Origin of the sequence: Sorangium sp. So ce1504 (assembly GCF_051521635.1) — a bacterium.
In the GTDB taxonomy this organism is placed as follows: Bacteria; Myxococcota_A; Polyangia; order Polyangiales; family Polyangiaceae; genus Sorangium; species Sorangium cellulosum_B.
In genome coordinates this window covers 2,904,142-2,926,407 of record NZ_CP150365.1, presented here as the reverse complement: position 1 = coordinate 2,926,407, position 22,266 = coordinate 2,904,142, and the positions used below count along the sequence as shown (strand labels likewise).

Genomic DNA, 22,266 nt, shown 5'->3' with positions numbered 1-22,266 from the left:
TCAGGGGCCCGCCGAGCCGAGAGAACAGGCGGTGTTCCGAACAGACACGCGCGGGACATGCGCTGTCCCCGCGGCGGGCGGAGCTCACCCTTCAGCGGCGGTTCCAGGCGTCAGAAGCCGACACAGACGGGCGCGTCGATACGCAGCACGGATTCCTGGTTGAAGCGAACCTTGTATTCCTTGCGGATCGCGTCGATGGCGTCCGAGGCGACCTGGCCGCCGTCGTGGAGGAGCATGATCAGCCGGCTGTCCTCGCGGATCAGCTTCCCCGTCGTCGCGAGGTACTGGCCGTCGACATCGAACTGGGTCAGCCCGTCCTTGAAGCGCGGGGTGACCGCCGTGTCGACGAACTGCTGCCACTCCGCCTGCGTCACGGGGGGTAGCTCGAACCGGTCCAGGCCGAAGAAGAGCTCGGTCCGCGTCATCGGATCGCCGCGCCCGCAGGCGGCGCCGGCCCGGTCGGGCGAGGGGTGCGCGGCGTCCTTGCGCGCGCCGTGGCACGCCGTGGTCGCGAGGGGCGTCGCGAGGAGCGTCGCGAGGAGCACGGCGAGCAAGGCACGCGGGAGCGTTCGGCTGCGCATGGCGGCGGTCTCCGGGGTGAGGGCGTTCGGGCGCGAGGCGCGCGCCACCGTACCACGGCCCCACGCCGAGGGCGGGCGGACCGGCAGGCCGGTCCGGGAGTCCGACGTCGCGCCGCGGAGGCCGGCCGCAGGCCTAGGTGATGTTGTACGCGAGCAGCGCGATCCCCGCCGCGATCAGGACGATGCCGCCGATCTGAAGCGCCGTCAGCGTCTCGTGCAGGAAGTAGACGGAGAAGACCGAGATGAGCAGAAAGCCGCCCGACGACATGATCGGATAGGCGATCGACAGGTTGATGCGCTTGAGCGCCAGGACGTAGAACAGGATGTTCGACGCGAAGAGCACGAGCCCCAGCACGAGGTGGTAGTTCTTGACGAGCGCGAGGCCCTTCTCGACGAGGGATAACCCCTCCATCGAGGTGACGCGCCGCGACGCCAGCTTCATCAGGATGTTCGCTGTCGCGTTGAAGACGAGGGCGATGATGAGGAAGAGGTAACCTTGAGCCATGGCTGACGTGCGGCGAGCGCGCTCCCCGGGGGAGCTCGCCGTGCCCGGGAGGGCACCGGCGCGGCGCGCAGCAGTAGCAGATCCGGGAGGATGGCGGGAACGACAAAGGGCGGGGCGAGGCCCTCGCGGCGTGGCCCGCGCCTCGCCACGCACCCCCGCTGACGCCCTGCGCGGCCCCTCGGCGCCTCAGGCGGGCGGGGCGCCGCTCTCGTCGCCGAGGAACGCCATCACGGAGGCCACGTCGTACGCGTTCTCCCAGTGCTCCGTGATCAGGCCCCCGCGGAAGCGCCAGACCCCGCAGAACGGCATCGCCAGGCTCGCGCCGCCGAGGTGGGCGCGCAGCACGCCGAACGCGGCGCCGAAGTGATCGTTGGCGAAGATGTGCTGCACGTCCATGAGCAGGGTGCCGCCGGTCATGCGGATCAGCTCGCGCTCGTGGGTGGTGGCGGCCGCCTTGCCGACGACGCGGCCGGCGGCCCTGTCGCGGCAGAGCTCCCGGTGCGCGGTGTGCAGGACCATGTCGTCGGCGACGAACTCCCCGATGCGCGACAGATCGGCGTAGAGGGTGCGCAGCTTCTGGACGTTCGGATGGGCGGCGCTGGTTTGCAGCTGGGTGCTCATGGCATCTCCTTCGTCTGGGCGGACCCCGATTCCGACGCCGATGGACGCCACGTCTTCGCTGCAGCAGCGGCGTCCTCGATGGCGGCCAGCTCGCTCTCGTCGAGCTTCATGTCCGCCGCGCGACAGTTCTCTTCCAGGTGCTTGATGGACGAGGTGCCGGGGATGGCGAGGATGGACGGCGACCTGTGCAGCAGCCAGGCGAGGGCCAGCTGGGCGGGCGTCGCGCCGCGCTCCTTGGCGAGCCCGGAGAGGACGCTGCCGGGCTTGGCGAGGTCGCCGTGTCCCATGGGGAACCACGGAATGAACGCCATGCCGTGCTGCTCGGCGTACCGCAGGGCCTTCTCCCCGGAGCGGTCCGCGACGTTGTACAGGTTCTCCACGGCGGCGATCTCGGTGATCTCGCGCGCCTTGGTGAGCTGCTCCACGGTGACCTCGGGCTGCCCGGAGAGGCCGATATGGTGGATCTTGCCCTGCTCCCGGAGCCGCGCGAGCTCGCCGAGCTGATCGGCCAGCGGTACGGCCGGGTCGATGCGGTGGAGCTGATAGAGCTCGATGCGCTCGAGCCCGAGGTTTCGCAGGCTCATCTCCACCTGCTGGCGGAGGTACGCCGGACGCCCGCACGGGACGATGTACGGGCGCCCCTGGACGGTCCAGTCCTCCGGTCCGGAGCGCAGCAGCCCGCCCTTGGTGGTGATCACGAGCCCCGCCGGGTACGGATGGAGGGCGCGGCGGATGATCTGCTCGTTCGTGTCCGGGCCGTAGGCGTCGGCGGTGTCGATGAAGTTGACCCCGAGGTCGACGGCGCGCCGCAGGAGCCGGACGGCCGCGTCCGGGTCGGCCGGCGGCCCCCAGTAGCCCGGCCCGGTCAGGTACATGGCGCCATAACCCATGCGGCAGACGGGACGGTCGCCGCCGAGCGTGAACCTCAGAGACGGCGTCTTGAGCGATGCGTTGGTCATCAGCCTTCCCTTCCTCTTCTCACACGATTTACATGGCAGGAGCGACAGGGCCGCTGTCACGCGGCGGAGGACGAACGCGCTCCGCCCCTGCTCTCGCCGTGATCGTTCACCCAGGAGCCGACGGCCATCTCCGCCGTGATCCCCGGGCCGAACCCCGCGATCACGCCGCGCGCGCCGTCGGGCATCGGCCTGTCCGCGAACAGGCGTCCTAGAGAGTCGAGCACCACCGCGCTCGCGATGTTGCCGTACTCCGTCAGCGTGGCCCTGCTGTACCGGAACGACTCCTGGGGCACCTCCAGGTACCTGCACAGATCGTTGAGGATGCGCGGACCGCCCGCGTGGACGATGTAGAAGTCGAGGTTGCCCACGTCCCAGCCGTGGCTCGAGACGAGCCGGCGCATCACGGGGGCGAGGGGCTTCATAGTCCCGGGAACCCGCTTGTCGAGCCGGAAGTGAAACCCGGTGTCCTTGACGGCGTACGAGATCCACTCCTCGGTGTCCGGGATGAGATAAGCCTCGTTCCGCTCCAGCCGGATGCCTGTGCCTCCGCTGCCCCGGACGACGACCGCGCCCACCGCGTCCCCGAAGAGGCCGTCGGACAGGAGCGATCCGACGTCATCGTCCGTCGGCTGGTAGCAGAGGGAGCAGAACTCGCAGGCCACGATGAGCACGTTGGCCTTCATGTGCGCAGCGCAGAAGTCGTGCGCGCGGCTGATCGCCGCCGCCCCGGCCGCGCAGCCGAGCTGCGCCATGGGTATCTGGCGCGTGTCGTGCCGGAAGCCCATGGCGTTGATCAGATAGGCCGTCATAGACGGCATCATGAAGCCGGTGCACGAGACGAAGATGATGGCGTCGATGTCCCGCGCCGTGAGCTCGGCGTTCTCCAGCGCCTGCCGTATCACCGGCGGCACCCGTCGCTTGGCCTCCCGTTCGTAAATTCTATTTCGGATCTCGAAACCAGGGTGAGCGAGCGCCTGCTCCAGAGGCTGCACGATGTGGCGCTTCTGCACCCCGGTGCCGTTGATGAGCCGCAGCACGAGCTTCAGCTGCGGGTTTCTCGCGTGCAGCCGCTCCGCCAACTTCAGCGTATCTTCCCGCGTGACGATGAACTCCGGAACCGCGACCTCCGGCCTGCACAGTGTGGCCATACTTCCCCCCTACACATGATGAACTCGGAACGTCCGGCGTCGGCCGAGCCGCGGCGAACGGCGCCATGGAGCGGCACACGGAAGCAAGGACGTCGCGTCGATCTACCGCGTCGCCGGCTCTACAAAGCCCGAAATTCCCTCCGGACGCCCATGGCGCCTCAGCGTCGGGCCGCCAACGATTCCATCGAGTACCGCAGGAATCACACATCGTCAATGGAAGGTGTGCGATTCCTAACAAGCCCTGTCCGCCCAGCGAACATCCGACTCGCCATCCGTGCTCGACGTCGATTGTTCCTCATCCGTGCACGCGTGCGTCCGGGCTCCCCGGCCGAGCGCAGCGCGGGCGGCCGCGCCCCGCGCCCCGCGCCGCGAGCGCGCCAGACGCACCCGGGTCTGCCCCGGGCAAGCCACCTCTCGCGCTCGCAGCGCACCGCGGACGGCGCGCCCTACGGGCGGAGCATTGGCGCGCACGTTCAGAGTCGCAGTCTCGCGCGAGCGCCCCTCGGCGCATCGCCGGCGGCGCGCGCGAACATGGGTGTTCGCGCGCGAACGACCGATGAAGTAATGCCCTTCATCGGAGCCCTGCTATCGTGGGGTCAGGGGCCGTTGTGGTCCGCCTCCACACTGCCCCGGCAGGTGCCATTCCTGCTTTTACCGTCAACTTCGCCTCGCGACGTAAATCCACCGATGCCTGCCGCGGCGACGAGCGGCATGAGCTCGAGATGAACAGCACCTCTCGCGCGGGAACGAAGGACGAAGGCGAGAAAACCGTTAAACGACGACGGGGATCCACCGTGAGCGCGCACAACATGACATCGCTGCATACGGACAGCACGACGAGCACGACGACGCCCGCATCGGCCGAAAACCACGAAAGCCACGCGATCGATAGGCCATCGCTCCGGAGCGCGGCGCCTCCGGAGCGCGAGCCGGCGCTGCACCGGACGCCCGAGGACGGCCAGGGGCGAGGCGCCGACACCCGGATGACCGCGAGCCTCTTCTCGACATCGACATCGAAGACGCCGGGAGAGACCGACTCGGCGATGAAGATCCTGGCCAAGTCGGTCGCGCGGGAGCTGAGCAAGCATGGATATGGTCCTCGGGAGGCGATCGTCCTCTCGACGGAGCTCGTGCGGCTCATCTCTGCCGAGCTCGAGCACCGCAGGAAAATGCACCAGGCCTCGCTGCCGAACGGCGCCGGCCAGGAGCGCCTGTCGTAGGCGAGCTCACCCGCATGGCGAGCGAGCGCGGGACCGCGCACAGGCGGATCGATCCCGGAGCGGACCGGTCCCTCAGCCCGGTCCCCTGCCGAGGTCTTCGAGGCCGGGGCGCGCGCCCCGGCCCGAACGTGGCCCGAACGTGGCCCGAACGTGGCCCGAACGTGGCCCGAACGTGGAATGAGCGCCGCCCGCGCCTTGTGGGATCACGGCCGCTCGGATAGGCTCCCGCCCGCTCAGCGCCCCGGCGCGAGGAGGATGGATCCGGATGATCCGGCGAGAAGGAGCCTGCCAAGTGCAATTGCCTGTTTCGGGTGTCGCAGAGGTGAGCGCGAAGGGGCGCGCCGAGGTCCCCCCTCCCCGCGCTGTCCGGACCGCTTTCGCCGGGCGCGGCCTGGCCGCGCTGGTCGCGTCTGCGCTCCTCGCCGGGTGCGGCTACACCGAGTTCGAATGGCAAGCTCAGCTCGACCGGTCCGAGCGCCTCCAGCGCGAGCTCGTGGCCAGCCAGGCGCGCGTCCGCCAGCTGGAAGAGCAGGGCCCGCGCGGCGGCGCCGCGGCCGATCCACACTGGGCGAACGATCCGATCTCGGGCCTCGACGTCGGGCTGGGCGCGACGCCGCCGCGCGGCGAGCCGGCCGGGGCCCGCCCGGCGTCAGAGCGCGACAGCGACGTCCTCAGGGCGTTCCTGCCGGTCGCCGCCGGAGACGTCACGGTCGCGCCGCGCGACGGCCGCGTGGTCATCTCGATCCCGAGCCGGGTCCTGTTCAAGGGGAACCGCGACGCGCTCTCCCCGGCGGGGGAGAAGGTGCTGAGGGACATCGCCGCGATCATCCGCAGCAACGAGCCGCTCAAGGGCCTCGGCTACCAGGTCGTCGGCCACACGGCGAGCGGCACGCCTGGCGTGGCGTGGCGCAACGGCTGGGACGTGACGGTCGCCCAGGCGCGCGCCGTGCTGCTCTTCCTGGCGCAGCCCAAGGAGGCCGGCGTGCCCCTCGCGCGGCTCAGCCTGGCGAGCTTCGCCGATCTGCCGCCTGCCGACGCGGGCGGCGGCGCCGCGGCGCAACCGCCCGAGCCGCGCGTGGAGATCGTGATCGAGGGGACAGCCCAGCTCCCGGAGGGCCCCGCTCGCCCGGCTGGCGCGGCCCCGGCTGGTGCAGCACCGGCTGGCGCGGCCCCGGCTGCACCGGCTGGCGCGGCCCCGGCTGGCGCGGCCCCGGCTGGCGCGGCCCCGGCTGCACCGGCTGGTGCGGCCCCGGCTGGCGCGGCCCCGGCTGGCGCGGCGCGCCCGGGAGCCGGCACGAAGGGCGGGGACGATACGTATCCGTGAACGCGGCGCGAGGGCTGCCGCGGCCATCCGGCCGCGGCGAGCCTGTCATGCGCCGTGCAGCTCCTCGACCCTCAGCCTGAGCGCCTCGGCATCGCCGAGCTCGCCCAGCAGCGCGCGCACCGCCTCCGGCGCGGCGGCCGCCACGGCGTCGCGGACCTGCGCCCGCAGCCGCCGGCCGCTCGCGACGAGGTAGGCCGCCGCGAGCGCCGCGGCCACCTCCCCGTCGGCGCCTCCGCGCTGGAGGAGCGACACGGCCAGCGCGCAGAGCGCCTCGACCGCCTTGGCGACCTGGGCGCCGTAGATGGGGTGGGCCGAGTCGACGCCCTGGTCGTGGCACGCCGCGAGGCACAGGGCCGTGCTGGAGAGCCGGCCGAGATCGGTCGAGTCGCCGCGCTCCCAGAGCCCGGACGCGAGCTGCTCCTCGAAGAGGCGCCCGAGGCCGTCCCCCTGGGACGGGCCTCCAGGAGCAGCGCTCGGCGCCGGCGCGACGGCCGGGGCTGGCGGGGGCACGTGGTGCGGCGACGCGGGGCCGCCCGGCGCGGCGGCGGCCGGGGGCGCGACGGCGCCCGCCGCCCGGTCGGCCGAGCCGCGCGCGGCCGCGGCCCCTTCGCTCGGCTGGAAGAGCTGCTTGGCGCGCGCCAGCAGACCGCCCGTGGCGGGCGCCGACCTGGGCGGGGCGGCGGCCGCCATGGGAGCAGGCGCGGAGGCCCTGGATCTCATGACGACGGGGCCGCCCGGGCCGCCCGTCCTGGGGCGGCGCCCGTCCATCGCCATCACCATCATCGCGTCGATCACGGGCCCGGACGCCGCCGGGCCGCGGCGGCTCGACATCCCCCACCCCGCCGGCGCGCTCACCGGCACGGGCCGCGCCTCGGGTTGCCCGTGGGCGCGCCGGTCGCCCGTCCGCCGCTCGATCACCACGAACGACGCGTGCTTCGACGCCACCCGGTGCCGGACCGCGAGGTCCACGATGCGCTTTCGCATCGCCTCGGCGCGCTTGCCGGACAGCCCGCGCTCCGACTCCTCGAGCTCCCGCACCCGCGCGCCCGCCCACAGCGCCTCGAGGCCGGGCCGCGACGCCTCCGCCGCGAGCTCGACCGGCACCTCGACGAGGAAGCGCTCCCCGCGCAGGATCCCGCGGAGCGAGAGCCGCCCCATCCCCGGCTGACCGTAGCGGCCGTAGAGCACCCACGGCTCGCCGTCGACGAGCGCGGGGCGCTCGGCCGGCGCGAGCTCGCCGACGTCGATCCCCTCGAAGCGCGCCTCCAGCCCGGTGACCCGGACCGCCGTCGCCCGCGCGAACTGGGCCGTGACCTTCTCGTCGATGCGCTCGCCCGGATGGATGAACTCCGCTGCGCCCTCCGTCCGGCGCGCGAGATCGCTCACCAGCACATCGCTCACGTTCGTGCCGATGCCGAACGCGTAGATCCGCACCCCCTTGCCCCGCTGGACGACGCGATCGACGATCTGCGCCTCGTTGCCCACCTGACCGTCCGTCAGCAGCACGACCACGCGGTCTCGCTCTGCGTCGCCGAGCATGCCCACGGCCGCGAGCAGCGGATTCAGCATCTCCGTCCCGCCGTCCGCGCGCAGGCCCTCGACGAACGCGTCCGCGGCCTTCAGCGTCGCCTGCGTGAACGGGGCGAGCGACGGATCGAGCGCCCGGAAATCGCTGGAGAACGCGATCACGCCGAGCCGATCCCCCTCGGCGAGGTGGCGGAGGCACAGCCGGAGCGCGCGCTTCGCCTGGTCGAGCGACTCGCCCTGCATCGATCCCGACACGTCGACGACGAACACGACGTCGCGCCGGGAGGACGCCCGCTTCGCGTGTGCATGCGTGTCGAAGAGGTCCGGCACCACGGTGAGGGCGAAGGTCCCCTCCTGGCCTTTGGTCCTGTCGCACACAACGCCTGCCTGCACGCCCGGCGCGCCCGCCGCGAGCAGCACGATGTCCCGATCGAGCGCGGCCTTGTCGTTCCGGAGCGAGACCCGCTGGCGATACCCCTCTTCGCGGCGCACCGAGAGCGCGTGCGAGGGGCTCTCGATCGCGACGTCGCGCCCGAGATCGAAGACGATATCCACGGTGATCCCGTAGTCGACCCGCGCGATCCCGGGGGAGATGCGGTCGGCGTCGGGCACGTCGCCCGTCGGCTCCTGGACGCCGTGCGCGGTCCGGTCGCCCCCGGTCGCGCCGGGGATGTAGCGGGGCGCGACGAGGGTCGGGATCATGAGCCGCAGCGCCCCCTCGTCGGCCGTGAGCGCCTGCACGAACGTGACCTCGACGACCGTCTCCTCCCCCGGCAGGAGGTTGCCGACGCTCGCCGTGAACACGTTGCGCCGCTCCTCGTCGAGCAGCGCCGCGCCGTGGCCGGTGGCGATGGCCTCGTCGTAGGCCTGGAACGCCTCTTCGCGCTCCTTGACCTCCCCCTCGAGCCTGCGGCCGGCGCACTCCATGGCGAAGCCGGCGATGCTCGCCTCGCCCGGGAGCGGGAAGGTGTAGATCGCCTCGATCGGCCGGTGCTCCTCGTTCCGGTAGCGCTGCCGCACGACGAGCCGCGCCGCGCCGCCGAGGACCTCGCCCGAGAGGGAGACGCCGAGCAGCGGGACCGGGTGGCCCTCGGAGGTGCGAAGACACGACATCGGCGACGGGTGCGAAGGATCGTGGGAGGGGTTCATCGCGAGCCTTTCGGGGCAAGGGTTGTGTAACGAGACTCGATATCGAGGGCGATGCGCCGCGAGGGCTCCGGGGCGTCGGTCCGCACGTGGAGCTCCACCCCGTCGGCGATCTCGACCCGCTCCCAGCGCTCGCCGCGCGGGGCGCCGGCGCGCGGGCTCGACGCGGCGGCCTCCTCCGGCCCGGCGCAGCGCACCTCGAGAGCGCCCGGCGGCGCCCCCGCGGCGATGCGCTCGATCTCGTCGAGGCCCGCGGCCGAGAGGCGCGCCTGGATCTCCTCGAGCGGCAAGTGCGCCTGCTGGAGGACCTTGATGGCGCGGAGCCGCGCGAGGTGCTCTCGCCCGTAGGAGGTGTCCTTCCCGCGGAACTCCGGCGCCGGAAGGAGGCCGCGCTGCACGTAATACCGCACCGTGCGCGGCGCCACCCCCGCCTCGCCCGCGAGCTCGTCGAGCTTGTACGTCATCACGAAGCGCACCCTGCATCGAGACACTAAAACTGTCAAGTAAACAGTTTTAGTTGCTCCGCGACCAGGCATCTTTAAGCGGAAAATTGAACATGAAGGCGGGAAGGCGGGAAGGCGGGAAGGCGGGAAGGCGGGAAGGCGGGAAGAAAACCTTGATGATCTTCCCGCCTTCCCGCCTTCATGTGGACTCTCTCCGGGCAAAGTTGACCACTACCGAAATTCGAGGGGATGCTTCAGAGCAGGTACTTGACCGCGAATCCGAACTCGATGAACCCGAGCCCAGCCGGGTCCGAGACGACATCGTCCTTCTTGTTCCAGAGGAACTTGTAGCGATAGCAGGTGCCGTCGCACCCCTCCTGATCCTTCTTCTTGAAGGGCGCCGAAAGGCGCAGGGAAGCGCCGCCGGAGACGACGAGGTGCTTCGAGAGGGCGGGCACGCCGACCATCGCCTCGATCCGAGGGGTCACCGCGTTCAGGAGGACACGGCCCGAATCCTCGTACTCGACCGCCTCCGAGCGCCGGAGCGCGAGCTCGCTCAGCGGGGCGAGGAGGTCGATGAAGGAGGGTTGGAGGGCGAAATAATAGGCATCCGTATAACGCACGACGCCGCGCAGGTTGAGGGTGTTCGCCGACGGCACGATCCTCGGCGATCCGCCCTCGCCGTCGATGTAGCTCGGGCTCCACGACACGCGCAGCGCCATGTCGGGCCTGTAGAAGGCGTGACCCCACGGGCGATCCATGCCGCCCCCCGTGCCCAGCTCCCGGAGCACCTCGACGGACGCCTCCCGGAACGCGGCCCGGTCGGCGTCCGAAGGAATCTTGTCGTCGACCGTCGCGAGGACGTAGACGATGACCGCCTCGGCGAAGCGCCGGTAGATCTCGACCTGATCCCCCTCGCCTCCGGGCCGCGAGGAGAAGAACGTCCTGATCGCGCGGCTCGCTGCCTCCCCGTGCTCGCCCTGGCTGGCGAGCCGGATCGCAGGCCAGAGGTCCGCCTGGAGGTCGCCGATCTTCGTCAGCGCCGAGGACTGTCGCTCGATCTGGGCGCAGATCTGGCCGATCAGGTCCTTGTCACAGAGATCGCGGAGCGCGCCGCCGGCGGCGCCGATGACGTTCACGAAGCTCACGAGATCGAGGTTGTTCGCGCCGCCCCGCGTGCCGATGTTCCACTGGACCCGGAGGCGCTCGAGGTTGCTCAACCTCGAGCGCAGCTCCCGGGCACGAGCGGCTGCGTCTGCCTCGGCGGCGCCCGGCGCGACGGGTGCGGCGGACAAGAGGACAGGGAGGATCTCGTCGAGCTTCTTGCCGCCGCGCAGGACGTCTCTCGTGACCAGGACCGCCTCGTCCAGGAGTCTTCTCCTCACGGCGTCGTCCGTCACCTCGAGGGCCTTCGCGGCGGTCTCCCCGACCACGACGGCGGCTGCCCTGATGAAGTGCTCCTCCGCCAGGGCGTCTTTCCTCTGGAGAATCGCGCGAACGGCGAACGCGAGCTCACACGCGTAGCTGGTCCCTGACGCCGCGCTCGCGCCGCAGTCCTTCTCGAGCGGCGATGGCGCGCCAGCGTCGGTGACGCCCGACGCGAGATCTTCCTTGAGCACGGAGACACAGGTGTTCAACGACCGCGGGTCGAGCTTGGTCCACGTCAGCTTGCTGGCCGCCGCGCGCTCGGCGCGAGCGTCGTCGGCGCTCGCGAACTTGTGCAGGAGCTCGATGCTCTGTGTACCCTGCGGCTTTCTTATCTGGCCCTCGTTCGACGTCAGCCCGACATAGACCATGTGCCCCGCGAAGCCCGCGACCTCGTCCGTGACGCTCGTCCGGATCGCGCTGAACTGCCGCCGGAAGACCCGCTGGAGCGTGAGAGGGAAATAGGTGAGGATCGGGAACCCCCTCCTCAGGATGGGCCTTAGCTCGTCGCGCCGCTTCTCTAGCGCGTCCTTCTCCGGGCCCGCCGCCGCGTCTTCGAGCTTGTCGACGATCCCTGCGTATTCTCGCAGGTGGTGATCCGCGCTCGCCAGGCGCGCCGTCTGGCATACCAGGTTGGGGGCGACCGCCTCGGCGACCTCCCGCTGGATCAGATCCTCGATGACGTCCCTCACGTCCTCGTAGACCGCGTCAGCGATCTGCGCGCGCGCCGTTCCCGCAAAGCCGGTCACCGCCATCGCAGCGGCCGCGCACGAGATCGCGATCTTCCGGTGGTGTCTCGCCATGGCGCTACAGCTTCCCGAGCGACGCGCGCACGTGCTGGATGAACACCTTGATCTTCGGTATCTCCGACAGCGCCCCCGGGACGCTGAGCCGCACGGGCCGCTCCTGCCCGACCACGTCGGGCAGGACCGGCACGAGCGCGTCCGGCCCCACGTCCGGGTCGGGCACGAGCGCGTCGGGGACGAGGCCGATGCCCAGGCCGGAGATGCAGCAGTGCCGGATGAAGTGGATGTCCGTCGCGATGAGGGCCGGCTCCACGGTGAAGGGCGCGCCCCGCCATGTCCGCCAGGTGCGCGCGTCCTCGCCCGGGGCCTGCCACGCGAACAGCTCGTGGTGCTTCAGATCGTCGATCGTCTGTGGCGTGCCGCGCCGCTCCAGGTACGCGCGGCTGGCGATGAGCCACTCGCGGACGCGCAGGACGACGTGAGATATCCAGTGTCCGCTCGGCGCGTCCTCGCCGAAGTGGACAGCGATGTCGATGTCCGTGAGCGCCTCCCCCAGCGGATCGTTGCTGAAGCGGCAGTGGACGTGGAGCCTCGGATACGCGCTGCGAACGGCGGCGAAGAGCGGCGTCATCATGTGCGGCGGCAGCCCCACGGGCAGGATGACCCGCAGGGTGCCCGAGGGCGCGTCGCCCACCTCCCGGATCGAGGCCAGGAGCGCGGCGGCCTCCTGCACCATGCCGCGCCCCTTCCGGGCGAGCACCTGCCCGGCCTCGGTCGGCACGACGCCGTTCCGCACGCTCTCGAGCAGGAGGACGCCGGCGCGCGCCTCCAGCGACGCGACCTGACGCCGCAGCGTCGTGCGCGACGAGCCGAGCGCGCGCGCCGCGCCAAGGAAGGAGCCGGCCTCGACCACGGCGAGGAAGGCGCGAAGCTCTTCGAGATCCATACACCCTGCCACTGTCCGCATTCTAGCCAGGGGTGACCGTCTTCGGCCATCCACATGCGGCGCCGCTCGATAGTGTCGCGAAAGGAGGAGACAAGTCGATGGCACGAGACGATTCGCACGCGCTCACGCGCACAGGCTCGCTCGCGGCGCTGGCCCTCTCCCTCGCGGCGCCCGCAGGCTGCGGCGGAGGCGAGGAGACGAGCACGACGAGCACGACGCCGCAGACGACGTCCACGTACGAGGACCCCCCCGAGCTCCAGCCGGGCGCGGACGGAGCGTACGAGCTGCGTTTCGGCCCGAGCGAGGTCGAGATCGACGGGCGGCGGTTCTGTCTCCGTGCGTACAACGGAATGACGAGCGGCCCGACGATCCGCATTCCGAAGGGCGAGGATCGCAAGGTCCACGTGAACCTGCATAACGACTTCACGAAGAGCGACTTCCGCGAGATCGCGAGCATGATGGGCCATGGCAACAGGTCGTGCCACGACTTCAACCTGACGAACTTGCACGGCCACGGCCTGCACGTGCAGCCCAACTTCGCGACGGACGATCCCGCGGACCCGTGCGAGGGGGACGGCTGCGCGCCCGAGGGGAGGTATTTCGGCGACCACGTGCTGCACGAGGTGGGGCCTGGGGAGAGCGCCCGGTACCGCTGGGACCTGGACGAGGACGGGATCCACCACGAGGGCACCGACTGGTACCACCCTCACATCCATGGCTCCACGGCCATCCAGGTCATGGATGGGGCCGCCGGGGCGCTCCTCATCGAGGGCGCGCTCGACGAGCTGCCCGGCATCGCCAGGGCCAGAGAGCGGGTGATGGTCATGACGCAGGTGCCCATCGATCACGCGAACACGGTGCCCTTGAAGGAGGGAGAGGCCTGCACCGAGGACAACCTGTCGGTGACCGACTTCCTCGCGGTCGAGTCGCTCCGGGCCACGCTGATCAACGGCAAGCTCAGGCCGCGGCTCACGACGCCGCCCGGGCAGGTGGAGCGCTGGCGCATGGTCTACGCGGGCAGCCCGGACGAGATGGGGATGAAGCTCCACGCCGCGAAGGACGCCTCGTGCTCCGATTTCGACAAGGCGCCCATCGAGACGACGCAGATCGCGCGCGACGGGCTGACGCTGCCGCAGTTCTACAGGAGCGATACGGTGTGGGTCTCCCCCGGGTACCGCGCCGACGTGATGGTGAAGATGCCTGAAGGCAAGCAGACGCTCTGCCTGGTTGGTCGCCGGCCGAACGATCTCCTGGGGAGCGTGATCGCGATCGTCGATGTGGATCCGAGCGCGGGCGAGCCGACCGAGGTGAACCTGCCCGCGGAGGCGGACGTGGCCGCGCTCGCGCCGCCCACCTCGTGGACCGGCACGGTCGACGGCGAAGAGATGGAGGTGAGCTGCGATTCGGTCGAGGCCGTGCACCAGAAGGTGGTGCTCCTCGTGCCCACGCCGGGGAGCCAGCCGCCCGATCTCAGCAGCGATGTGGCGCTCATGTCCTGTGACCCGGGAGAGCACCCGCACGAGGTCGATCCGGACGCGCCGGTGTGCATCTGCCCGGATCCGAACATCAGCTGCCGCAAGTTCGACGAGCGGCGCGCCCGCGGCTACCGGAGCGATCGGGTCATGACCGTCGGGAGCCCGGAGCGGTGGGAGATCCGCGCGTTCGACGGGCACCCGTTCCATATCCACATCAACCCGTTCCTTGTGTGCCCCAACAAATCGAACAAGGAGCCCAACTTCGCCCACTGGCGAGACACGATGTGGGTCCAGGTCGAGGACGGGCCGCGCGACGTGATCATGAACCCCAGGAAGTTCACAGGCCAGTTCGTGGCGCACTGCCACAAGCTGAACCACGAGGACGAAGGGATGATGGAGCTCGTGGAGATCTGCGACCCGGGAGATGAGGAGTGCCTGTGTCAGGGGACGGACGAGAGCGGCGCGTGCATCTCCCAGGCAGGGTGTCAGCCGGACGATCTCGCGTGCCAGTTCGCGAAGACGGCGACCGACGCGTACCCGGCGCCGCCGCCGCCGAACCTCGAGCTCTGCGGGCCGTGATGGCGCGGCGGCGCGCCGCGCCCGGGACACGCGCCGCGAAGCCCTCGAGCCTGGAGCTCTGGCTCGACCTTCATCGCGGGTCGCTCGGCGCCGCGCGCATAGCGCACGCTCGCACGCGCAGCCGCGGCACGCAACGCGCGGCGCGAAGACACGGCACGTTTGTCGCACGACGCGCAGGGTCGAGCTCACGTACGAGCTCGGACTGGGGGAAATCATGGCCCAGACCGTCGGCGAGTTCCTGCTGAGGCGCCTCGTCGCGTGGGGTGTCCGGCGCGTCTATGCCTATCCAGGCGACGGCATCAACGGGATCGTCGGGGCGTTCCACCGCGTTCCGGACCTCCGGTTCATCCAGGTGCGGCACGAGGAGATGGCCGCGTTCATGGCGTGCGCCCACGCGAAGTTCACCGGCGAGGTCGGCGTGTGCCTGGCGACCTCGGGGCCCGGCGCCATCCACCTCCTGAACGGGCTCTACGACGCGAAGCTCGACCACCAGCCGGTCGTGGCCATCGTCGGCCAGCAGGACCGCGCCGCGCTCGGCGGGCACTACCAGCAGGAGGTCGATCTCCTGACGCTCTTCAAGGACGTCGCGCACGAGTACGTGCAGATGGCGTCCTCTCCCATGCAGATCCGCCACCTCATCGACCGCGCGATGCGCATCGCCAGGGCGGAGCGCACCGTGACGTGCGTCATCGTCCCGAAGGACGTCCAGGAGCTCGACGCCGTCGAGCAGCCCCCGCACGCGCACGGCACCGTGCACTCCGGCATCGGCTACGCCTCGCCGCGCGTGGTGCCGAAGGAGGAGGACCTGCGGCGCGCGGCCGACGTGCTGAACGCCGGCAAGCGGGTCGCGATGCTGATCGGCCAGGGCGCGCTCGGGGCCGCGCCGGAGATCGTGCGCGCCGCCGAGATCCTCGGGTGCGGCGTCGCGAAGGCGCTGCTCGGCAAGGCGGCGCTCCCCGACGACCTGCCCTGGGTGACCGGCGCGATCGGCCTGCTCGGCACCAAGCCGAGCTGGGAGATGATGGCCAACTGCGACACGCTCTTCATGGTCGGCTCGAACTTCCCCTACCCGGAGTTCCTGCCGGAGGAGGGCAAGGCGCGCGGCGTCCAGATCGACATCGACGGCCGGATGCTCGGCCTGCGCTACCCGATGGAGGTCAACCTGATCGGCGACAGCGCCGAGACGCTGCGGGCGCTCATCCCCTACCTCAAGCTCAAGACGGACCGGTCGTGGCGGCGCAAGCTCGAGGAGAGCGTCGCCGACTGGTGGAAGGTGCTCGAGGCGCGGGCGATGAACGACGCCGATCCGCTGAACCCGCAGCGCGTCTACTGGGAGCTCTCGCCGCGGCTGCCCGACGGCTGCATCCTGACCGCCGACTCCGGCTCGTCGGCGAACTGGTACGCGCGCGACATCAAGATCCGGGCGGGGATGATGGCCTCGCTCTCGGGGACGCTGGCGACGATGGGGCCCGCGATGCCGTACGCGGTCGCGGCGAAGTTCGCCTTCCCCGACCGCCCGGTCGTGGCGATGGTCGGCGACGGCGCGATGCAGATGAACGGCATCAACACGCTCATCACCGTCGCGAAGTACTGGCGCGAGTGGAAGGACCCGCGCCTCGTCGTGCTGGTGCTCAACAACCGCGACCTGAACCAGGTCACCTGGGAGCTGCGCGCCATGAGCGGCGATCCCAAGCTCGAGGCGTCCCAGACGCTGCCGGACTTCCCGTACGCGGCCTACGCCGAGGCGCTCGGGCTGCGCGGCGTGCGGATCGACCGCCCGGACCAGGTCGCGCGCACGTGGGACGAGGCCTTCCGGGTCGACCGGCCGGTGGTGGTGGAGGCGATCACCGACCCGGAGGTCCCGCCGCTGCCGCCGCACATCACCCTGAAGCAGGCCACGATGCTCACGTCGGCGCTGCTCCGGGGCGACCCGGGCGGGCGCGGGGTCATCCGCCAGGCGTACCGCGACATGATCGAGAGCTGGATCCCGCACCGGGGCTGACGGAGCGCGCCGGCCGGCCCCGAGGCGGAGACGCTCGCGGACGAGCTCTCGCGCATGATCGACGGCGAGGTCCGCGTCGCCGCGGGCGTCCGGGCGCTCCACGCGACCGACGCGTCGAACCGGCGAGCGCGCTGGTGCACCGATGGGGAACGGCGATTGCAAATGCAGCGCCCATGGAACCATCCGGTGTGATCCGGTTCGATCTGGAGAGGGTCTCCCGCTCCCTCGGCGAGCGCGGTCATGTTCGCGCCGAAGCCGTTCCCGCGGCGCCGTCAGGCCTCGCCGAGCCGATCGAGCGCAGCGAGGAGCGGCTCGCGTGCGATCGGGTCACGGCGAAGGCGAACCTGCGCGTCATCGAGGGCGGCGCCGCGCCCACGGCCCGGCGCCTCGCCGCCGCCGCGGCCGTCGCGCTCGCCCTGGGGACCGCCGCGGCCGTGGCGGCGCGCGCACGTCGCGAACGCCGGCGCCTCTGGTGAGGGGCACGAGGCCCAGACGAGGTCAGGGAGCGCTGAGCCGCGGTCACACCGCCGGCGGCTCGGTCTGGCGTTGCCACGCGCGGTGCATGGCGATCGCCTTGACGAACGCCGGCGCCGCCGCGGCCACCGCGTCGTCCGGCAGGACGAGCAGGCCCGGGTCGGCCCCCGCGGCGGCCTTCATGCCGGCGGCCTCGGCGAGCGGCGCGGCCGACGCTGGCACGAGCAGCGGCTTGCAGTGGCGGTACTGGAGCTGGACGAACTCGACCGCGAGCCCGTCGCGCGCCAGCGCCGCCGCGCCCCTGCCGGGCAGCAGCGCCGCGGCGTCGAAGAGGACGCTCGGGGCCGCCTCGACCGTGACCTCGACCGGCAGCTCGTCGCCCTCGGCGGTGCGCACCACCCCGAGGCGCGCGCCGACGTAGCGGGGCACCGCGCCCGCCACCAGCAGCGCCTCGTAGAGCGCGCCCGCCTCCGCCCCGCTCACGCCGTCGGCGACGAGGAGCGCGACGCGGCGGCCGAGGATGCGGCCGTCGCCGGGCCGGGCGAACAGCGACAGGGCCGGCGATACCGCGACTTCGGGGTCCTTGACGGGCGGCGCCACGATCGAGAGCGGCTCGGGGAGCGGCATGCCGAGGTCGGCCGCAACCTGCGCGGCAAGCCCCTCGTCGACGTTCCGCAGCATCCGGACCATGCGCTCGCGGATGGCTTGCGTCTGTACGCGCGTCAGCTCGAAGCGGAAGGCGCGCGCGATGTGCGCGCGCTCGACGGGCGTCTGGCTCGCCCAGAAGAGGCGCGCCTGCGTGTAGTGGTCCGCGAACTTCTCGGGCTTCGCGCGGAGCTTGCTCGGCTCGGTCGCGGCCTGCTGCGCCAGGAGCCGCTCGGCGACCGAGGCGAAGCCGCGCGCGCCGGCCTGGAACGGGCAGCCACCGGCGAGCGAGTTGGGCTCATAGTTCACGCGGCCGCGGTTGATCGCCTGGCGATGGAACCCGTCGCGCTGGTTGTTGTGCACCTCGGCGACCGGCGCGTTGATCGGGATCTCGTGGAAGTTCGGCCCGCCGAGGCGCGAGAGCTGCGTGTCGAGGTACGAGAAGTTGCGCCCCTGGAGCAGCGGGTCGTTCGTGAAGTCGATGCCGGGCACGATGTGCTGCGTGCAGAACGCGACCTGCTCCGTCTCGGCGAAGAAGTTGTCCGGGTTGCGGTTCAAGACGAGCCGGCCGACGGTGCGCAGGGGCGCGAGCTCCTCCGGCACGATCTTGGTCGCGTCGAGCACGTCGAAGCTCCACCGCTCGGCCTCGGCCTCCGTGAACGTCTGGATCTGCAAGAGGTACTCGGGGAGCGCGCCGCCCTCGATGGCCTCCCACAGATCGCGGCGGTGGAAGTCGGGGTCGGCGCCCGCGATCTTCACCGCCTCGTCCCAGTCGAGCGAGTGCGTGCCGAGCACGGGTGTCCAGTGGAACTTCACGAGCGTCGCCTCGCCGGCCGCGTTGACGAGCCGGAAGGTGTGCACGCCGAAGCCCTGCATCGTCCGGAAGCTGCGCGGGATCGCCCGGTCGCTCATCTGCCACATGACCATGTGCATCGACTCGGGCATGAGCGAGATGAAGTCCCAGAAGGTGTCGTGCGCGCTCGACGCCTGCGGCATCTGGTGGTGCGGCTCGGGTTTGACGGCGTGCACCACGTCGGGGAACTTCATCGCGTCCTGGATGAAGAAGACAGGGATGTTGTTGCCGACCAGATCCCAGTTGCCCTCTTCGGTGTAGAACTTCACGGCGAAGCCACGCACGTCGCGCACCGTATCGGCGCTGCCGCGCTCGCCCGCCACGGTCGAGAAGCGCACGAAGACCGGCGTCCGCTTGCCGACCTTGGCGAAGGGCGCGGCCTTGGTGAGCGAGGTGATGTCCTCGGTGCACTCGAAGTAGCCGTGCGCGCCCGAGCCGCGCGCGTGCACCACGCGCTCGGGGATGCGCTCGTGATCGAAGTGCGTGATCTTCTCGCGCAGGATGAAGTCCTCGAGCAGCGTCGGGCCGCGCAGCCCCGCGCGCAGCGAGTTCTGGTTGTCGCCGACGGGCACGCCCTGGTTCGTCGTCAGCGCCCGACCGAGCGAGTCGACCCGATGCTTCTGCAGAGGCCCCTGGTTCGGATTGGCGCCCGGCGCCGCCTTGGCGCCGTTCTTCTCGGACTCGTTGCTCTCGGTGATCGTGCTCGCGGTCGCGTCGAGGTTCTCGGGCTTCGCCGTGGCACCTTGCGGCGGCTGTGGCATTTTGCCGCGTAGCGCGTACTCGGCGCCTTTGTTCACGTTCTCGGGGATCGCGGCGACGAGCGCTTCGGTGGCGTCGACCTTCGCGTCGAGGCGGTCGGCTGCCGCCGCGTGGCGCACCCGGGCGTCCTCACTGCTCGTCCCGCTACCGAGCGCGGTCGCCGCGCGCTCGAGGAGGCTGCGTTTCGTCCGTGCCGCCCGCGGCTTCGCCGACGGGCCGCCCATCGATTGCTTCGCGCTGCCCGCGCCCTTCTCGGTCGGCGCCGGCTCACTGGACGACGGCTTCGCGGGGTCTTTGCGTTCGGTCATGAGATGTCCTCCCGGAGAGCCGGGGTTTCAGCAAAGGGCGCACCAACACGCGAGCTTCAAGCAAGCGCGAGCGACCGACGCACGGCCGAGCCCGTTATGGCGCCTCGGTCGGCCCGCCGCGACCTGGTGGGGCGTCGCCGTGCCGCCGGCCGCGGGCGCAGACGGGGCGCGCGTGAGCCCGAGTTCCTCCGACCGGAAGGCGCGCCGGAACTGCCCGCGACCCGCGGCATCCAGGCGCGGCACGAGTACTACGTCGTGCTGGTGAGGCTGCGCGAGCTGCCCCACCTCTTGGCGCCCAGCGACGCGAAGGCGCGGCCGAGCTTCGGGCGCACCGGCACCCCTCGCACCGCACTCGAGTGGCGGAGCAACATCACGCTCAAGCCGCCGCCCACGGCTGAGATTGCGAAATTTCCACCCCACCACGTGGTGCTTGCACCCGCATCCATGCATTGTCACGCCATGGATGACGACAACCTGCGCAGATGGTTGTGGACCGACGCGACCGCGAGCGCGTCGGACGATCCGGCAGGGGTCCTCTTGTCCGTGGAGCGGGACCACGTGGACTCGGTCTGGAGGGAGCACAGCCAGACCAATGTTCGCGTCCTGATCCGGAACGAGCAGCGCCCGGTGGACATGGAGGTCTTGCCGCGTCGGGTCGATGCGCCGTCGCGATGCACCGTGCCCGAGCTCCTCGCCCGCCACGAGCGCGTGCTCGTCGTCGGCGGGCGAGGCTCGGGAAAGACGGCGCTCATCGCGCGGCTCGCCGCGCGGGCCGCAGCAGACCACCGCCCGGGCACGCGGACGCTCGTGCCGTTCGTCGTCCCCGTATCGCTCCTCGACGACCCACGCTTGAGCGAACACACCATCGCGAAGCTCTCGCCGATCGGCGGGGTCGTGCTCCTTCGCCGTGCGCTCGAGGAGCGCCGCGCTCTCGTGCTCGTCGACGGGCTCGATGAGGCGAGATCCGGCGCGAGGAGGCTCTCCGAGTCGGTCGAGGCGTTCGCCGAGGCCAATCCGGGAAATCCGATGGTCGTCACGACGCGCCCGCGTCGCACGGGGATCCCGGGCTATACACGCGTGGAGCTGCGCGGATTCGTGACGGCGACCCTCTTGCCGCAGCCCTGCTCCCGCGTGGTCGCGGCGCATCATTTCTTGGCGCGACGGGATCCGGGGCGCCGCACGTCCTTGATCGCCTCCACCATCGACGCGCTGCTCGAGCGCTACGCCGGCGAAGAGCTCCCGCCCGACGCGATCCTGAAGTCGCTCGATCTGCGCGACCGGCGGCTCCTCTTCGGATCCATCGCCTGGCGCATGCACTGCGACCAGCTTGTCGAGCTCCCCGTGGAGCCGCTGGCCGCGCTCCTGCGACAGCAGTTGAACGGCGCTCGCTGGGTCGAGGGGCCGCGCCTCGTCCTCCGCAGGGCGGACGAAGAAGACGAAGAAGACGACATGGATGATGAGGATGAACACGGCGACAGCGACCGCGATCCCCAAGGCGGCCCGCTCGAGCGCGAAGCGGCCGGCGACGCCCGTGAGCTCGGAGAGCTCGCGCAGGACATCGACGGGATGGTCGAGCGCGTCGTCGAAGAGATCCGCCGGCATCAGGGATTGCTGATCGAGCCACGCCCCGGGTTCTTTTCGTTCGCGGACCTCTCCTACCAAGCGTACCTGAACGCGCTCGATCACGTCAGGATCGGCTCGCTCGACTTCCTCATCGAGACGCGAAACAATCCGTGGTTTCATGAGACCATCGTTCACGCAGCGGGCCTACCGGAGGTGGACGCGGCCGCGTTCATTCGGGAGCTCCTCGAAGCGGATCGGGGTGAGCCGCCGGTGGCCACGCTGCTCGCTGCCCGATGCGCCGAGGTCGCCGGCGGGCGCCTCCCGACCCAGCTTCGACGCACGATCGCGCGGCGGCTCTCCGATGTGGTGCCAGCGCGTGATGCGTTCGACGTCGCGCGCCTCGTCGACGACATCGGCGAGGTCGCGGGTCCAGGGCTGATTCAAGCGCTCGGCTCCGCCAGCCCGAGCGAGCGGGCCTATACGGCGATGGCGCTCGGAGCCCTGCGCTATCGGCCCGCCTACGGCGTGCTGGTGCGGATGGCCGCCGACGATTCACCTGTGAACGAGCCGATCGAGTGCTGGCTCTGGGACGACGATCACCTCGTGAAAAATCAAGTCGTCGGCTGCTTCGCGCTCCTCTCGCTCTTCGACGTTGCGCTCGCCGTGCCGTCTGCAAGCACACTCTTCCAGCAGGCCCTCGAGCGCGTTCCACGCGGCGCGCTCGACTGCGTCTACAAGCTCATCGACTACCGACATGTGGTGAGGAGCACCAGGGCCTCCGAGGACAAGCCAATTCGCGATCTGGAGGCCGTCGATGTGCTCCTCGCCAAGATGCGCAAGGTGCTTGACCGCACGGGCGGGCCCTCGGAATGGCGGCCTCCGTAGTCGCGCCGTGAGAATGGCATTGCGACCGCGACCTCCGCATGCCCATGCCAGACCGGAGATGAGGTTCCGGTCCGCCGACTTCGGTCGCGCAGCCGGCGACCGAAAGGCCGACGACGGTAGGGTTTGAAGCGC

The 22,266-nt window shown here is 70.9% G+C and carries 16 protein-coding genes; 6 read left to right on the top strand and 10 right to left on the bottom strand.

Going from position 1 to position 22,266, the window contains the following annotated elements; all coding sequences use genetic code 11:
* Positions 1-110: 110 nt before the first annotated feature.
* From WMF39_RS11365 to WMF39_RS11345, 5 genes are all read right to left on the bottom strand, one after another.
* Positions 111-581, bottom strand: coding sequence for a DUF3574 domain-containing protein (locus tag WMF39_RS11365; protein ID WP_437745552.1), 471 nt, complete (start codon positions 579-581; stop codon positions 111-113).
* 133 nt (positions 582-714) lie between these two features.
* Complete coding sequence (locus WMF39_RS11360; RefSeq protein ID WP_437745551.1) at positions 715-1,086, bottom strand: DMT family transporter; 372 nt, start codon at positions 1,084-1,086, stop codon at positions 715-717.
* A gap of 186 nt (positions 1,087-1,272) precedes the next feature.
* Positions 1,273-1,707 carry a nuclear transport factor 2 family protein gene (locus tag WMF39_RS11355; RefSeq protein WP_437745550.1) on the bottom strand — a complete coding sequence of 145 codons (435 nt, stop codon included), beginning with the start codon at positions 1,705-1,707 and terminating at the stop codon, positions 1,273-1,275.
* The gene (locus WMF39_RS11350; RefSeq protein ID WP_437745549.1) at positions 1,704-2,666 is read right to left on the bottom strand and encodes an aldo/keto reductase; all 963 of its coding nucleotides are present in this window, start codon (positions 2,664-2,666) and stop codon (positions 1,704-1,706) included. The genes WMF39_RS11355 and WMF39_RS11350 overlap by 4 nt, the downstream gene beginning before the upstream one ends.
* A 56-nt stretch (positions 2,667-2,722) precedes the next feature.
* Entirely contained in the window at positions 2,723-3,814 is a 1,092-nt protein-coding gene (locus WMF39_RS11345; protein WP_437745548.1) for a type III polyketide synthase, read from the bottom strand.
* A 608-nt stretch (positions 3,815-4,422) separates the two neighbouring features.
* Between WMF39_RS11345 and WMF39_RS11340 the strand changes: the two genes are divergently transcribed.
* Positions 4,423-5,034 carry a hypothetical protein gene (locus tag WMF39_RS11340; RefSeq protein ID WP_437745547.1) on the top strand — a complete coding sequence of 204 codons (612 nt, stop codon included), beginning with the start codon at positions 4,423-4,425 and terminating at the stop codon, positions 5,032-5,034.
* A 292-nt stretch (positions 5,035-5,326) separates the two neighbouring features.
* Positions 5,327-6,358 (top strand): OmpA/MotB family protein, encoded by a 1,032-nt coding sequence (locus WMF39_RS11335; RefSeq protein ID WP_437745546.1) that lies wholly within the window; start codon positions 5,327-5,329, stop codon positions 6,356-6,358.
* A gap of 45 nt (positions 6,359-6,403) precedes the next feature.
* On the opposite strand, the gene WMF39_RS11330 is transcribed toward WMF39_RS11335, so the two are convergent.
* The 4 genes from WMF39_RS11330 to WMF39_RS11315 form a co-directional block, all read right to left on the bottom strand.
* Entirely contained in the window at positions 6,404-9,034 is a 2,631-nt protein-coding gene (locus WMF39_RS11330) for a VIT and vWA domain-containing protein (protein WP_437745545.1), read from the bottom strand.
* Positions 9,031-9,495, bottom strand: a complete 465-nt coding sequence (locus WMF39_RS11325; protein ID WP_437747964.1) for a helix-turn-helix domain-containing protein — start codon at positions 9,493-9,495, stop codon at positions 9,031-9,033. The genes WMF39_RS11330 and WMF39_RS11325 overlap by 4 nt, the downstream gene beginning before the upstream one ends.
* 233 nt (positions 9,496-9,728) lie before the next feature.
* Positions 9,729-11,702, bottom strand: a complete 1,974-nt coding sequence (locus tag WMF39_RS11320; protein WP_437745544.1) for a hypothetical protein — start codon at positions 11,700-11,702, stop codon at positions 9,729-9,731.
* Positions 11,703-11,706: 4 nt separating this feature from the next.
* Entirely contained in the window at positions 11,707-12,591 is an 885-nt protein-coding gene (locus tag WMF39_RS11315) for a LysR family transcriptional regulator (protein ID WP_437745543.1), read from the bottom strand.
* Between the two features lie 98 nt (positions 12,592-12,689).
* Between WMF39_RS11315 and WMF39_RS11310 the strand changes: the two genes are divergently transcribed.
* The 3 genes from WMF39_RS11310 to WMF39_RS11300 all read left to right on the top strand — a co-directional run bounded on the left by WMF39_RS11310 (position 12,690) and on the right by WMF39_RS11300 (position 17,123).
* Complete coding sequence (locus tag WMF39_RS11310) at positions 12,690-14,645, top strand: multicopper oxidase family protein (RefSeq protein ID WP_437745542.1); 1,956 nt, start codon at positions 12,690-12,692, stop codon at positions 14,643-14,645.
* Between the two features lie 214 nt (positions 14,646-14,859).
* Positions 14,860-16,647 carry a thiamine pyrophosphate-requiring protein gene (locus WMF39_RS11305; protein WP_437745541.1) on the top strand — a complete coding sequence of 596 codons (1,788 nt, stop codon included), beginning with the start codon at positions 14,860-14,862 and terminating at the stop codon, positions 16,645-16,647.
* Positions 16,648-16,820: 173 nt separating this feature from the next.
* A complete protein-coding gene (locus tag WMF39_RS11300; RefSeq protein ID WP_437745540.1) occupies positions 16,821-17,123 on the top strand; it encodes a hypothetical protein in 303 nt (100 codons plus the stop codon).
* Positions 17,124-17,166: 43 nt separating this feature from the next.
* Here the strand turns inward: WMF39_RS11300 and WMF39_RS11295 are convergent, their stop codons facing one another.
* The gene (locus WMF39_RS11295; protein WP_437745539.1) at positions 17,167-19,686 is read right to left on the bottom strand and encodes a catalase; all 2,520 of its coding nucleotides are present in this window, start codon (positions 19,684-19,686) and stop codon (positions 17,167-17,169) included.
* A gap of 459 nt (positions 19,687-20,145) precedes the next feature.
* Here WMF39_RS11295 and WMF39_RS11290 point away from each other — a divergent pair, with 459 nt between their 5' ends.
* Positions 20,146-22,134 (top strand): NACHT domain-containing protein, encoded by a 1,989-nt coding sequence (locus WMF39_RS11290; RefSeq protein WP_437745538.1) that lies wholly within the window; start codon positions 20,146-20,148, stop codon positions 22,132-22,134.
* The last annotated feature ends 132 nt before the right edge of the window (positions 22,135-22,266 follow it).